This is a genomic window from Paenibacillus lacisediminis (assembly GCF_046567315.2).
In genome coordinates this window covers 90,474-104,234 of sequence record NZ_JBKIAX020000018.1, presented here as the reverse complement: position 1 = coordinate 104,234, position 13,761 = coordinate 90,474, and the positions used below count along the sequence as shown (strand labels likewise).

Below are 13,761 nucleotides of genomic sequence, written 5' to 3'. Positions count from 1 at the left end.
TTGCGGTCTTCAACGATTTGACTCTTTCCGCGACATCCATTATAGTCTTACATAGTTTAGCCCGGCTCTACTATTTAACCTTGAGGTGAAATGCTTAACATGGATAACATGAATAATGAATGCATTCTAGTCTGCGTTTATTATGGACCGAACGGCGAAAGACTAATCAAACGCGGTTGTAAGATCGCCAGTATGATGCAAGCCCCGCTGTATATATTGACCATTGACTCCAAGCCGTTTGATGAATTGGATGCCGAGAAGACTTTTTACATTGAACAATGGAAAGAATGGGCCAACTCCAATCCGTCGGCTCAATTCATTATGAAGGACAATGAAAGCCGTCCTGTCTCCAAGGTCATAGCGGAAGTGGCCAGAGCAAAAAATATCACACAGATTATTCTGGGTCAGACGGCGCAAAGCCGATGGGAACAAATTACGAAGGGATCGATTATTAATTCGTTGGTGCGTGAGATCCCTTTTGTTGACCTGCATATCATTTCGGTCTCCCGTTATATCCGCGACGGGGAAGGAATGTACCAGCATGGAATCCGCGCTTATTTAATTAAAGATGGGGAACAGTATAAACTAAGCTTCTGTCACGAGAAAAATACCGAATATGAAGGCATCTTCTTCAAAGAAATCGATACGGATTTCGATAATGGCATTTTCCGTTTTATGAAGGACGCTGAAACGCTGCAGGTCCCGGTCCATGACGGGATTGTCACCGAATTTAAAAACGTGGATATGAATCCAGCGCTGGATTTGGACGACGCTGACGAATAAGGATAACATGGCCCGACGCAGGCTGTGATCAAGTGAATTGAATTCCGCTACTCTCCGCATGTTTCATGTGGAGAGTTTTTTCCATTTCAGAACAAGCATTTTATTATAAATTCACATCCACCTTAATCGGCTGCTTCTCGTTCTTATCAATGCCTAAATACTTCAGCGTTTCCGCCGTCGATTGATGATGCAAGATCGACTTTACGATGGAAATGGCAATTCCCTTATGATACGCGTGATAACCAAAGGTTTTGCGCAGCGTATGTGTCCCAATTTTCTCCGCTATTCCTACCTCCCTTGCCGAGTGGTTGATAATACGGTATGCCTGCTGGCGGGTGATCGGACGGCCGTCTTTTTTGGACCGGAATAAATAATCCTCCGCTTTCCAATCACCGCTGGACAAATATTCGTTTAATATCTCCCCGATCTTGCTGTTCAAGTAGTAGGCCTGTTCTTCCCCGGTTCTTTCATCCTCAATATAGAGAAATTCCTTCGCGCCCTGACCGTCCCAAACATCCTGCACAGTAAGGTTAAGCAATTCGAAAAGACTAATTCCCGTATTAATTCCCAGGACAAAAAGCAATAAGTCCCTTATGGAGTGCTTTCTCAGCTCCTCTTTCATCGCTTGAATGGTTTCCATGTCTCGAATCGGATGCACATACTGCACAAAGGACCCCTCCGGATATGTTACTTAATTATAGGTTAACATACATTGAGTAACATAACAATTGAAAAAGGGAATTAAATATAAAAAAGGACACCAATGTGTTTCAAACATTAGTGTCCTCAAAAAATAGATACAATAACCCCAACATCTCTTAGCTCTTTGGGATTACGCCGAGAAAACCTGCAAAAACCAGACTGTCTGAGAAACTCCAGAGAAAAATAAGAACATAAAACGTCGCTATTCCGGCGATTCTGTCCATTTGAGAAAAATAGGGGCATTTTATGTCGCTATTTTCTCGAACCTGAAGGAAATTCCTGCACTCTGGACCATTCATAGGAAAATAAGGACATAAAGTGCCTCTAGTGGGGGTGAACATGCCTGGCTCCGGATAATAAGTACATAAAATACCGCTATTTTGAAGGCCGATGGTTGTTGGTTGTTCCAATTGCCGGCTAAGTTCTACTTCACCAAAGAACGGCACATCCTGAAGCGTTCCTGAAAGCGCCGCCAACTGTGCCGCAGTCATGGTGTTAATAAGTTTAGTCTACTATAGCCGATATAATATGCTCCTTAATCAGCTCCCACCGATCGCGAGGGTTCATGACGAATTCCGAGGCTATGGCGACGACCAGGTCTTTTTCCGGAATGCAGCAAATGATATTGCCGCCATCGCCCATCGCCATGTAAGCGGAAACCCCATCCTCTTCACGCAACCACCAAAGATAACCGTAATGGTTGGGGTTCATCGCTGTGGATGCGTCAACCCACGCCGCTGGAACAACCTGGCGATGGTCCCACCTGCCACGGTTTAGATATAGGAGACCAAAACGTGCCATATCCCGGGGAGTCAGCGTAAGCCCCCATCCTCCCGCGGAGTTCCCGTTGGGATCATGAACCCATCCTTTCACATTTTTCCCGAACAAGTCGTCAAACCCAAATGCCTTCATTTTATAGTCCGGGATTTCCTTCATGCTGATCGGTTTAAATAAGCGTTCATTCGCAAACTCACGGGCGCTTTGCCCCGTGCTGCGGGTAAGGATGGCCGAAAGCAGGTGCGCCCCTGCCGTGGAATATTTGAAGGCTCCGATACTTCCTCCCTGGCCCAGCATATCCAGCGTATACTTCACCCAATCGGGCTGCATACACAACTTGTCCAGCGGTTCGCGCCAATCTTCGAACGGATAAGGAGCCGTCATCGAAAGCAGATGGCGTAAAGTAATTTCCGATTTCTGCCCATCCGCCGCACCCGCATTATATTCGGGGAAAAAGTCCAGCACCGTGTGATCCACACTTTGAATATATCCCCTATCTATGGCGATCCCAATGAGGGCGGATAGGATACTTTTCGTTACCGAGGCCACATGGTGGGCATCCTCCGGGCCATAGCCGTTAAAGTATTTTTCATAAGCGATATAGCCGTTTCTCACAACCACGACGCCGTTGATATTGCTGTAATCGGATTTTATTGCAGGTTCAAGCTCCGCAAGCTTGGCCGCGTCCATTCCCATGGTGGCCGGGTTTGCGGATTGCCACTGCGTAGTTGGCCAGTAGTTTCTTGGCATGATTGCTCCCTCCTATTTTCTTAAGTTGAACTATGGATTGTATGGAATTAGGGCAGCCGTGTGAATTTTCTTTATAGGAAAATACACCTCGGTAACCAATTCCTTATCAGCGCTGATTTGATTAGGGTCGGTTACGTAGATTTCATAGGGCGAGTTCACCAAGGCATAACCTTCATGTTCGATCCATTCCCGCAGCTTGGCATAAACCGAGGTCAACTCCGAATACGCACCCTTCAGTACAGACTTTACGCAAAGGCCTCCGGGCAAATCCCGTGTTCCCTTGACCGCCTCCGCAATCGGAATGGCAAACTCCGTATCATTGCCCGCCGGGTCGTATTCCGGGCTGTGATAAATCGTGATTGGCGTGCCCAGCATGGTGAGTTTTTCCGTGGCAATCTTTTCATACAACCGCCCAAAATATGCCCCATATCCCAGAGCATAATCGTCACGGCTCATCATCCGGCGCAGCGAAAGGATATTCAACGGCCGGGTCTCCACAAGCTGCACCTCGATCTGATCCAGGTACGACATGATCGGTACACCCTGCTCCAAATTCGCAATGTCCTGGCTCATTTGGCTCAAGGTATACTCCAAAGCTTTCAGCTTCTCCTGAACCTCCCTCCGCTTACGGTAAAGCGCTGACCGAAGCACCTCTTCGGAGCGATCCGCGTCCGATTCCAGAACGGCTTTGATTTCCTCCAACGAAAAATGATACGACTTCAACCGGTTGATCAACAGCATGGTTTTAAGCTGCCCGATGGAATAATACCGATACCCGTTTTCGGGAATGATCTCCTCCGGCATAAGCAATCCAATTTCCGCATAATAGCGCAGCGTTTTGGTAGACACTTCGCAAATTTTTGAGAATTCGCCGATGGATAGCAAAGGGCACCTCCGTTCTTCCTATTTTAATATGGACTGCGTGCTTGAAATAACGGATAGTTGTTAAATTCTACTATGCACCTTGCCCCAAGGGTAAAGTCAACCGGAAAAAGCTTTATTTCGCAAAAAAAAAGGAGCCCGCCAACCTATCAGTGACGTACTCCTTAACATGTAAATTATAACCTCGCAGTGGGTGAAATGACATTTCTATCATTCATCCATAAGGAATCATGCTAAGCATGACTGGAATTGAAACGGTATCTCGATACCTTGCAATCACTTTTTCGAATTGAAGTACTTCTTGTCAACGCGCAGTTGCTGTTTAAGAATCCGATTGAATAGTCCCTTGCCAATTTCACCGGTACCTTTGGATACGGCCGTTCGTAATACTTCTCCATTAGACAGCGTTTTCTCATAAATTTTATCTCTTCCGTTCTGCCGTACCATAACCCATCCGTCATGCCTTAGAAAGTTCTCCAAATCATTCCAACTAGGCATGAAGCATTCCTGCAACCGATTCGGGATCATCTTCCAAAAGAACACGCAAGACATAGGGGGCATGTTTATGTCGGTTAGGCGTATTGTAATACCGGGAATAGTTATTTTCGTAATCGATCGCGTATTCAACTAATTGACGAGCTAACTCCATTCTGAGCTCATCGAAGGTCTCACCGTCTGCAACAATATCTTCAATCTGCTCTAAAGACCCCGCATACCTGCCATCTTCATCTTGTTCATATTCGAAGGTCAATTCATAAATCGATAACAATTCCTTCATTTGCTGTTTAGAAAAAGCCATAATAACATCTCTGTTGCGCTTAATCGCTTGCGGCTTCTCCCTCACTATGGTATCTATAAACCCGCCAAAATTAGCTCGCACATCCGTTGCGTTTAAAAGTGTTTGCATATTCACCCCTCCTCACCTCCATAATATACTACATACTGTACATAATGTACACTATGTAGTATATGCGAGGCTAACGCAAAACATACACGAATCAAGCAAAGATGCACCAAATGAGAACAACCGGCAATAATCACGTTCAGGGAAAACATTACTACCAGGCCTGCCGGTAACCCTAGCCCGATAAGCAGGCGCTTCACCAGGCCAAAAGAAAAATCAAAGGCCCCTGCGTCCCTACCGCCTGGACGGCAGAGAGAAGCGGGAGCCTTTGCTGTATTAGTAGCGATTATTTGCCGGCTGCGCTGGCTCCGGCAATCCGTCCAAATGTGAAAATGTCCGTGATAGCGTTGCCGCCAAGCCGGTTGCCGGCATGTACTCCGCCGGCAACCTCGCCGGCCGCGAACAAGCCGTCAATCGGTTTGCCTTCCGTATTCAACACCTGGGCCTTTTCGTTAATTTCCAGACCGCCCATCGTATGATGCACGGATGGGGTTCTTGGCGTAGCAAAGAAAGGAGCTGTTTCGAGTTTTGCGCCAAAATTTTTCTTGCCGAACTCAGGATCAAGCTGATTTTCTACGTAAGTGTTGTATTTCTTCATTTCCGCCACAAAAACATCGGCAGGTACGCCCATTTGCTCGGCCAGTTCCTCCAGGGTATCCGCCATGAAAATATTTTTGTTCGCAATCAGATCCTGATAATTGTCGCCCCATACATTTTTCCCGTTCAGATCCGGATTGCCCAGCGAGGTCTTATCACTGATGATATAGAAGGTTTGATCCGTCTGCTCCAGGGCAGCGGCGGCCAAAACGTCTCTTTCGGCGTACTCGTTCACATACCGCTTGCCTTCCTTGTTGACGAAAATTTGCGTTTCCGCGCTTCCCCATACGCCGCCGGACAAAGCACCCGTTCCCGGCTGACCGCTCGGCATCAGTTGGATAAAGCCCATGCCCCACAGATTCGCCCCGACTTCCTTGCCCATCACAATCCCGTCGCCGGTAGCATTTGTGGTATTGGTTGTCTTGACGTTTGCATCCAGAGCAGGCCAATAGTTATTGTATTCAACGACCATTTCAGGGTTGGCCCCGAAACCGCCGGTGGCCATGACCACACCCTTGGAAGCCTTCAAGGTCACCGGAGTGCCGTCCGACTGCTCGGCGGTCACGCCGACAATTCTGCCATTCTCGACGATCAGCTTGGTGGCTTTCGTGTTCATCATAATTTCTGCGCCAAGCTCTTTGGCGCTTTTTTCCATCGCGTTAATATACCCGGTTCCCAGCGGTTCGGTATTATGATGGGTTCTAGGCCACAAGGCGCCAAGAACGGTACCAATCCCATCCTGGAACTTAGCTCCGTGACTCTCCAGCCATTGAATCGTGCCATAGCTGTTGGTCGCCAGCGTCTTGACCAGCTCGAACTTGCCGGAGATTTCTTTCCCGTCAAGATCGGTTCGCTTCCCGCCGATATAGGTGTGAATCATATGCAGTTCAGGCGAATCAAACAGCTTGGTGGTGTCCCCTTTGTCGAAGTATTCCTTGATTTGTCCCTTGAGCGTCTTGAGCGTATCGGCATAATCGCCGAATTCTTTTTCATCGTAGGTCAGAATCTCTTTCAACTCATTGGTCAGCGCTTTCGTCATGGCTACTTTCGGCTGTCTGACCGGGTCATAGGAATTGAATTCGCCTCCCGAACGAATCGTGTTCCCGCCAAGCGCAGGCGATTTTTCGATCAAAATCACCTTTGCCCCGTTCTCAGCGGCCGATACCGCAGCGGCAAGACCCGCCCCGCCCCCGCCGACAATAACGACTTCAGTTTCCTTGGTGATCGCTTCTTTGGCGGCTGCCTTCAGCGGTTCTTTGCTCTTCAATGCGTCGATATCGGCCCCGGCCTTGGCCAAAGCGGCCGCGATCGCCTCAATCAAGCCGTTGCTGGATACGGACGCCCCCGATACGATATCTACCTTCAGACTCTGCCCCTCCACTACCTTCTGGGGAATGGTCTCAAAAACGGCATCACTTACCCCCTCCGTATCCTTCTGCTCCAGAACCTTCACCGACTGAATGGTGTTGGCATCCACCGTTACCTCCACTTTAATAACGCTATGTAGGCCTTGCGCTTCCCCCGTATATGTCCCCGGTGTGTAAAGCCCTTGGGTATCCGCTGCGTCTGGCGCCGCTTCCTTATTACTGCCGCTGCATCCGATCACACCCATGATCAAAATAAATACCAGTACCGCCAAAAATCCCGTTCTTACATACCTGCAACTTGGATGTCTCATGTTATCTGCTCCTCTTCTGAAATTGTGCATATTTTCACAATACGAGTGAAAATAATAGCGAATATTGCCGGAACAATTCGCTTACAGCAATTATTATGCGCTTTCATTTCCACGTGTTTCCATGTTATTTCTCACACAAGGGAGGGGTTAAGCAACCAAAGAGCAAACCGGGCGGTACATGGGAGTTTATTATGCACGGTCCGGATGGCACCAATTTTCCCAACACCAACGTCTTTGTCGAAGTCGTTAAACCCGAGCGAATCGTCTTCGAACATGCGGTATTCCATCATTTTGTAGCAACGGCAAGCTTTGAGGATCTGGCTGGCAAAACCAAACTCACGTATAGCACAGTTTTTGAAGAAAGTGCCGAAGTATTCGATAAGGTAAAAACCTATGCCGTCCCAGGTGCTGAACAGACCATGGATCGTCTTGAGGAGCATTTATCGAGTATGTCTTGAAAGTAAGCGATTGCGATCCTGTAGTTTATTTTCGCCAATCCAGCCCGAACTACCCCTTATAGGGTTCGTACCTTGGTGTCCCTCATGTTACCTTTGTACGATTATCCCTCTCGTTCAGGGGGGCCAGGGGCCCCGGGGTGAGGCGAGCTCTTGTCCATTTCTCAGCGTTCTGATCAAAGGGGATAATCATGCAAAGCGTCCGGGCAGCGTGTGTTGATCTTCGATAGATTACAGACCTCATTTAGGGCTAGTTTTTCTTGCGATATCTTAAACCTGCCCTCGAAGTTTATACTTTCTGATATCTTCAAAAAAAACAATTCGGGTGAAACAAAAAACGCCTGAGCCTTATGGTGGGACCGGCGTTGGCAGGAGCAGTACTTCACCCGGATTTATGAAAAAATTTCGGTCCCCCGCTTCTCGGTCGGGAAATGGGCGGCCGTATTCATTTTGAATCCCATATCCATAGTACACATTGATCTTCATCTGGGACCTCGTATTCCCGCCCACTTTTCACGAAGCTTCAGTTGATCCCGGGAGGTATGAAAAAAGCCATATTCCCGATGCGGCTGTTCCCGGTGCAACTCATAATAGCGCTTTATGGCCACCGTAGAATCATCAAAGCGATCAATGACAGTCACTTCTTCAATATACCAGTAACCTTCCTTTGAAAATGACTTCAACGCCTCACAGACCACCCACTTATCAGGAAATTGTTCACGAACCTCTTTCCAGCGCAACTTCGTTCCCCCCGACTCGACGAACCGATTAACGGGCTGGATCCGATCGGGATTGCCGAGGTCAGAAGTTTTATTCGCGCGCTTTGTACGGAAAGAGGAAAAACCATTTTGATTTCCAGCCATATTTTATCCGAAATCGCTCTGCTGGCCGATGACATCGGCATTATTGACCACGGCGTTCTTTTGGAGGAGCTAAGTCTCAAGGAACTGGAAAAGAAAAACAGCAAGTATGTTCACTTTATCGTTTCGGATACGGCCAGGGCCGCACGTCTGCTGGAGAAGCACTTGAACATGTTCAACTTCTATGTTGAAGATCAGCAAAGCCTGCGCTTGCATGACATGGCATTGCCCGTTTCGGCGATTACCCGCCTGTTTATCGAAAATGGGATTGACGTCTCGGAATCGCATACCTGTGAAGATACGCTCGAGGATTATTTCAAAAAGATCACAGGAGGCGTGGGGATTGCTTAAACTCGTTAGATGCGAATTCACCAAGCTGAAGCGTAAAAAGTTCATCCTATTGGTGATTGTTGCCGCGTTTCTTTTTCCCATCCCTTTTACGATGCTGGCGATGAATGGAGGTTTTGGAGGCCTTAATGTCTACGATAAACTGTTTGGGATGATCGTGAGTTATGGACAGGCGCTGCTGCTGCCCAGCATTTTAGGGATCGTGGCTTCCATGCTGTTTTTTATGGAGCGTGACAACGATACGCTGAAAAATCTGCGGACGATTCCGGTTTCGGCCACACGGATGGTTACGGCGAAGATCATTGTGTTGTTTATCCTTGGGCTGATTTTCTCGCTAACCTCTGTGGCTGCTTCCATGCTTGGCGGAGCCTTTGCCGGGAATATTCAGGGCGTGCTTGAGAAACTCTGGATTAGTGCGGCCGACGGCATTCTGCTCACGGCCAGAACCTTGCCGGTGGTCATCGCGATTGTCTTTTTTAACCGCAGCTATATTTTTTCGATTATCCTGGCCTTTTTCTACACCATTCTTAACTTTTCCATGGCCTTTGTAGGCCTGCAATATGATACGCCAATGATGAAATTGCTGACGAGTATTTTGCTGACGCCGGTCATATACCGCTGGTTATTGGGCCTTTTTACGTCGCCGGCCGATTCGTTCTACGCGATCATTGCACCGAAAATTTTGCCATTGCCGCAGGTCGTGATCATTATTGCGGTCATCGCTTTGATATCTTATATGGCCATTGTGCGAATCTATAGAAAGCGAGAGGATTAAGGTGGAGACCATGGTGAAAATCATAAAAACCGAAATCATCAAATTAAAACGGTATTCGATCGTTTGGGTTGGCTTTGCCGCGGCGCTGCTGGTTGTCCTCTTAACCCGATTCATGGCCACGGCGGAAGACGGCGCAGCACGCAACTTGGAGAACTTCTCCAATACCGTGATCTGGAACAATTTCAGCTTGCTGTTCCCCGCTACGATTACCTTAATCGCCGGATATATGATCAGCCGTGAATACACGGAAGACACGCTAAAAAACATCCTCACCATTCCGCTCTCCTTCCGGCGTCTGTTGGTCGGAAAGCTCATCACCGCCGGACTGCTCGCCCTATTTTTGGCCGTAGTTACCTTTGTACTTTCGCTCGTCGTCGTGCTGATCAGCGGCTTCCAAGCAGGAGGCACGGCGGTGATGGTCAAATCCTTGATCCAAATGATGGTGATGAATTTATGTATTTACCTGGCCGTCCTGCCCATCATCGTGTTAACCAGCCGCAACCCGAACGGCTTCATGGCCGGCGTCGGCTTCGCCTTTTTCTACGGATTTATCGGAATCTTCGCCGGAGGCCACGGCCTGGGCGATCTTTACCCGATTACCGCAGGCTTAGGCTTGATTCATTATCAAGCGGAGGGCGGCTCCGATTATAGTGTGGCTGTTTGCGTAATCACATTGCTGATTATGGTGATTGTATCGGTGTTGTTGATTGCAGGAATGGGGGATCGGGTGAAGGAGGCGAAAGAATGGAAAGGAAAAAGGGGCAGACATCGGATGGAAAGAAAAAGAAGCAAACATCGCGCAGATAAGCCAGAGTAAGCAGGAAAATACCTTATAAAATACCCGGCGGGCTATTATGCCTTCCGGGTATTTTAGAGTTCATCAGATGACCGTCTGCTCTATTCCGTGTAGGATAGGGAGCGGCCCATGTATGATAGGGACCGGCTAAACTTATACAGATTACTTATACAGGCTATACTTATATATTCGCTTCATCCTTCATCCGTCCGTTGACTTAGCAGCTGCCCCTTTGCCCCGTACCCGGAGTGAACCTCAATCATCAGCGCCGCCCCCAGCTTAAACCCATACGTAAACGTCGCCGTCAACTCCAATCCCTGAATCTCCTGCTGCAAATCAATCAGCGCCTCCAGTTTAGTAAACTCCTCACCAGACAGCTTCTCTTTCCACGCTTCCATCGCCTCGGACATTTCACTGCACATCTGGCGATATTCGGGATCTCTAGGCACCACCTGCCCCTCGGGAGCCAGGTGGCCGTAGTATAGGGATTCTAGTAGGGTTGGCATGGGGATTCCTCCTTTTTTATTTTAGAGTAACAGAAGTTGGGTGGGGATGTGGTACGTGAAGGCGTAACCAAAAAAATAGCAAACATAGTCTAATGCCACCCTAAGTTGCATATGGAATATACAGAATATCGTCTCAATTTCCAAATGGCTTATCTCCACAACTTGAATTTCATTAGGTCCCCAAAATGACAACTAATTTCCGGCAATATAAAGAATCTCTAAAATGGACAACATTACAAACGTAATGAATTAGGTATTTTTTACTGGGTAAAATAAATGACCTTTTGAGGAGAAAAAAGGAAAATGCCGGAAATGGTCGAATATTAAATAACAAGCATCGTATTATGTAATTCTTAGTGTGGAGGGTAAGCCCTATGTCTACAACTATTAAACAGTCAATTGCAACTGCAGGAAAAAATGTAGATGCAGTCAGAGTATCAATAGGTCCTCGTTTTCTAGAACTTTTCAGCGAAAATTTGTATACCTCCCCTAATAAAGCCTTTGAAGAACTCGTTTCTAATGCGTGGGATGCAGGGGCTACGAGGACCTTTATAGGAATCCCGGAAGAAAAAATCACGAATGATTCTGTTATCTGGGTTCTTGACAATGGAATTTCGATGGATATTGCAGGATTAAAAATGCTTTGGAATATTGCAGTTTCAACCAAGAGAAAAAAACGCCAAGTTGATAGCAGAGCTCCTATCGGCAGGTTTGGAATTGGAAAATTGGCTACCTATCTCCTTGCAAGCCAGGTAACTTATATCTGTAAGTCACATGATGGAATAGTTCGAGCTGTTACTTTTGATTATCGCGATATAAATAATTTTAGTGACGACTTGTTAAGTTTAGAAACAGAAACCGCTTTAAATCTAAATGTTAGACAATTGGAAGAAGATGACTTAAATATTATATTAAGTTCATTTGAAAAGAATGGAGAAGATATTAAAAATATTTTAGATACAAATTTTGATATTCAACAGACTGGTGATAGTGAATTTGTAGATGAATTTGTTTTTACCGAAGAGACCGATGAAACATCAACTCAAATATATAGTACAACATGGACCCTGGTAATTCTTTCTGAGCTAAAGCCATCAGGTACAGGTATCCAAATTGGACGGTTGAGAAGAATGCTTCGGTCTGCTTTACCACTAGGTTCCACCATGAGATTGGTTCTAAATGACGAAGAATTATTACCGACAAAGTCAGATGTTGAAATCCTTGAACAGTGGACATTAGGAAAAGATAGTCTCATTGACAAAGTCCCTAAACCTAACGGAGACTTTGCTGATATAACAAACTGTTATGATCTTCAACCTTATTTATTTATCGACGGTATTGATGGGCGAGTTAGTGGTTCAGTTAAGCTATTCAAGGATTCAATAAATAAAGGAAAAAGCGAAGGTAATGGTCCTTCCAATGGTTTCTTTATTAATGTCCTTGGAAGAGTTATAAATATTGATGATCCATTTTTTGGATTAAAGGACTTAAACTTTACCATCTGGGCTCGTTTGCGTGTAACTATCAGAGCTGATGGGCTAGATCAACATTTAAAAGTAAGTAGGGAAGGAATTCTTGAGTCAGAAACACTAGCACTATTCAAATCTTTTTTGATGGCAATTTTCAATGAAATAAGAAGTGTATGGAAACAAAAATATGCTAAACCAGCTTTCCCTTCCGCAGGTGATATTTTAACAAATAATTGGAGTACACCACTTGTTAAGCCATTGTACAATGTTGTTATAGACACAATTGAAGATGTGGAAGAGATGCCTAGGTTTGTCGATGCCAGTGATGTCGATGACTCGGATCTTAATGAAATTAAAGAGGACTGGGGAAATAAACCAGATAAATTCAAAGTAATTGAAGATATTAAGTTAGATAATGAAAGTGACTCAGAGGCACCATTAATTAGATACCACTTAAAAAGTCGAAAACTTTTTGTAAATGGAAATCATCCATTTGCCCGTGAACATTCAACTCCTGAGGCTTTAGATTTATTGCTTGATGCGTCCTTTGTTGAGATAATGGGCGATACTTATGCCACAGAACATGGTGTTGATTACAAAGTAATTGAAGAAATTCAAAATTATAGGGATCATGTATATCGTTTAATGGCAAGGGTAAGAAGAAAGACAGGTATTGAAATTTCAAACTTATTGAATGAAGTAGCTACTACCCATGTTAAAGGTATGGAACAAGCAATTGGGGATGCATTAGAGTATTTAGGCTTTGTAGTAGAGAGAAAAGGACAACCAGGTGAACCAGAAGGTATTGCTAAAGCAGTGCTTTCAGCAAAAGACAACGGTCATAGATCATATACATTAACTTATGACGCCAAAGTTTCTTTCCACGGAAAAGCAAAAACAGGAAACCTAAACACTGCTGGATTAACTAGACACAGAGAAAAGTACCAGGCTGACTATACATTATTGGTAGCACCAGAATATCAAAGTGGCGCAATTGACGAAGAATGTAAGCATCATAAGATAACCCCGATGACAGCATCCCAACTAGGTAGCTTACTTATGCTTGCTGCAACAAATGGACCTATTGATTTAGAAGAATTTAGATTATTATTATCTTGTAATACTCTCGAAGATTTATCCGTAGGAATTGAAAAATTAAAGGAAAAGCACGAAAAGAAAAGACCTAAAATAACTTTTGCTTTATTAATTGAAGCTATTTCAAAATTCAACTTTAATGGTCCTAATCCAATAACACCAGAAATACTAGCTAGTACCATAGGGACGTTAACTGGTGTTGAACCCTCGAGACAAGATGTAATGAAAGTTGTAAGAGGGCTAGAGATACTTCTTTCTAATCTAATTACAATTTCAGGAAACGACATATTTATTCATACATCGGTTAATAAACTTAGAGAAGAAATTGTACGTCAGCTAGAATTTGTACCCGTTGAATATCGTTCATTATTCTAAAAAGGTGTT

Annotated in this window: 14 protein-coding genes and 1 pseudogene; 6 read left to right on the top strand and 9 right to left on the bottom strand. The window is 45.4% G+C overall.

Annotation, left to right across the window (positions count from 1 at the left end; translation table 11 throughout):
* Positions 1 to 99 precede the first annotated feature (99 nt).
* A complete protein-coding gene (locus ACLD72_RS26415) occupies positions 100 to 783 on the top strand; it encodes a universal stress protein (RefSeq protein ID WP_251593364.1) in 684 nt (227 codons plus the stop codon).
* A gap of 103 nt (positions 784 to 886) precedes the next feature.
* On the opposite strand, the gene ACLD72_RS26410 is transcribed toward ACLD72_RS26415, so the two are convergent.
* From ACLD72_RS26410 to ACLD72_RS26380, 7 genes are all read right to left on the bottom strand, one after another.
* Positions 887 to 1,450: a tyrosine-type recombinase/integrase gene (locus ACLD72_RS26410; protein ID WP_411001438.1), complete on the bottom strand. Its 564-nt coding sequence runs from the start codon at positions 1,448 to 1,450 to the stop codon at positions 887 to 889.
* 151 nt (positions 1,451 to 1,601) lie between these two features.
* The gene (locus ACLD72_RS26405) at positions 1,602 to 1,976 is read right to left on the bottom strand and encodes a hypothetical protein (protein WP_411001439.1); all 375 of its coding nucleotides are present in this window, start codon (positions 1,974 to 1,976) and stop codon (positions 1,602 to 1,604) included.
* A 13-nt stretch (positions 1,977 to 1,989) separates the two neighbouring features.
* Complete coding sequence (locus ACLD72_RS26400) at positions 1,990 to 3,012, bottom strand: serine hydrolase domain-containing protein (RefSeq protein WP_411001440.1); 1,023 nt, start codon at positions 3,010 to 3,012, stop codon at positions 1,990 to 1,992.
* Between the two features lie 30 nt (positions 3,013 to 3,042).
* Positions 3,043 to 3,897: a MerR family transcriptional regulator gene (locus ACLD72_RS26395; RefSeq protein ID WP_411001441.1), complete on the bottom strand. Its 855-nt coding sequence runs from the start codon at positions 3,895 to 3,897 to the stop codon at positions 3,043 to 3,045.
* Positions 3,898 to 4,170: 273 nt separating this feature from the next.
* Entirely contained in the window at positions 4,171 to 4,392 is a 222-nt protein-coding gene (locus tag ACLD72_RS26390; protein WP_328270028.1) for a type II toxin-antitoxin system HicA family toxin, read from the bottom strand.
* Positions 4,385 to 4,801: a hypothetical protein gene (locus ACLD72_RS26385; protein WP_411001442.1), complete on the bottom strand. Its 417-nt coding sequence runs from the start codon at positions 4,799 to 4,801 to the stop codon at positions 4,385 to 4,387. The genes ACLD72_RS26390 and ACLD72_RS26385 overlap by 8 nt, the downstream gene beginning before the upstream one ends.
* Positions 4,802 to 5,084: 283 nt before the next feature.
* On the bottom strand, positions 5,085 to 7,073 hold the full coding sequence (locus ACLD72_RS26380; protein WP_411001443.1) for a flavocytochrome c: 1,989 nt from the start codon (positions 7,071 to 7,073) through the stop codon (positions 5,085 to 5,087).
* Between the two features lie 164 nt (positions 7,074 to 7,237).
* On the opposite strand from ACLD72_RS26380, the pseudogene ACLD72_RS26375 reads away from it, so the two are divergent.
* A pseudogene (locus ACLD72_RS26375) lies at positions 7,238 to 7,531 on the top strand (SRPBCC domain-containing protein); the annotation flags it as partial.
* A gap of 479 nt (positions 7,532 to 8,010) precedes the next feature.
* Here ACLD72_RS26375 and ACLD72_RS26370 read toward each other — a convergent pair.
* Positions 8,011 to 8,391: a hypothetical protein gene (locus tag ACLD72_RS26370; protein WP_458476233.1), complete on the bottom strand. Its 381-nt coding sequence runs from the start codon at positions 8,389 to 8,391 to the stop codon at positions 8,011 to 8,013.
* On the opposite strand from ACLD72_RS26370, the gene ACLD72_RS26365 reads away from it, so the two are divergent.
* From ACLD72_RS26365 to ACLD72_RS26355, 3 genes are read left to right on the top strand one after another with little or no spacing between them, the layout of a single operon-like run.
* The gene (locus ACLD72_RS26365) at positions 8,377 to 8,739 is read left to right on the top strand and encodes a hypothetical protein (RefSeq protein WP_458476232.1); all 363 of its coding nucleotides are present in this window, start codon (positions 8,377 to 8,379) and stop codon (positions 8,737 to 8,739) included. The two genes, ACLD72_RS26370 and ACLD72_RS26365, sit on opposite strands and share 15 nt — an antisense overlap.
* On the top strand, positions 8,732 to 9,511 hold the full coding sequence (locus tag ACLD72_RS26360; protein ID WP_411001445.1) for an ABC transporter permease: 780 nt from the start codon (positions 8,732 to 8,734) through the stop codon (positions 9,509 to 9,511). The genes ACLD72_RS26365 and ACLD72_RS26360 overlap by 8 nt, the downstream gene beginning before the upstream one ends.
* Before the next feature lie 13 nt (positions 9,512 to 9,524).
* Complete coding sequence (locus tag ACLD72_RS26355; protein WP_458476231.1) at positions 9,525 to 10,328, top strand: ABC transporter permease; 804 nt, start codon at positions 9,525 to 9,527, stop codon at positions 10,326 to 10,328.
* 173 nt (positions 10,329 to 10,501) lie between these two features.
* Here ACLD72_RS26355 and ACLD72_RS26350 read toward each other — a convergent pair whose 3' ends face one another.
* Complete coding sequence (locus ACLD72_RS26350; protein WP_411001447.1) at positions 10,502 to 10,813, bottom strand: DUF6809 family protein; 312 nt, start codon at positions 10,811 to 10,813, stop codon at positions 10,502 to 10,504.
* A gap of 374 nt (positions 10,814 to 11,187) precedes the next feature.
* Between ACLD72_RS26350 and ACLD72_RS26345 the strand changes: the two genes are divergently transcribed.
* Positions 11,188 to 13,752 carry an ATP-binding protein gene (locus tag ACLD72_RS26345; protein ID WP_411001448.1) on the top strand — a complete coding sequence of 855 codons (2,565 nt, stop codon included), beginning with the start codon at positions 11,188 to 11,190 and terminating at the stop codon, positions 13,750 to 13,752.
* Positions 13,753 to 13,761 lie beyond the last annotated feature (9 nt).

Coding starts and splice junctions, on each gene's coding strand:
- ACLD72_RS26415 (WP_251593364.1), top strand. CDS start 100: ATGGATAACATGAATAATGAATGCATTCTAGTCTGCGTTTATTATGGA.
- ACLD72_RS26405 (WP_411001439.1), bottom strand. CDS start 1,976: ATGACTGCGGCACAGTTGGCGGCGCTTTCAGGAACGCTTCAGGATGTG.
- ACLD72_RS26400 (WP_411001440.1), bottom strand. CDS start 3,012: ATGCCAAGAAACTACTGGCCAACTACGCAGTGGCAATCCGCAAACCCG.
- ACLD72_RS26390 (WP_328270028.1), bottom strand. CDS start 4,392: ATGCCTAGTTGGAATGATTTGGAGAACTTTCTAAGGCATGACGGATGG.
- ACLD72_RS26385 (WP_411001442.1), bottom strand. CDS start 4,801: ATGCAAACACTTTTAAACGCAACGGATGTGCGAGCTAATTTTGGCGGG.
- ACLD72_RS26380 (WP_411001443.1), bottom strand. CDS start 7,073: ATGAGACATCCAAGTTGCAGGTATGTAAGAACGGGATTTTTGGCGGTA.
- ACLD72_RS26370 (WP_458476233.1), bottom strand. CDS start 8,391: ATGGCTGGAAATCAAAATGGTTTTTCCTCTTTCCGTACAAAGCGCGCG.
- ACLD72_RS26350 (WP_411001447.1), bottom strand. CDS start 10,813: ATGCCAACCCTACTAGAATCCCTATACTACGGCCACCTGGCTCCCGAG.
- ACLD72_RS26345 (WP_411001448.1), top strand. CDS start 11,188: ATGTCTACAACTATTAAACAGTCAATTGCAACTGCAGGAAAAAATGTA.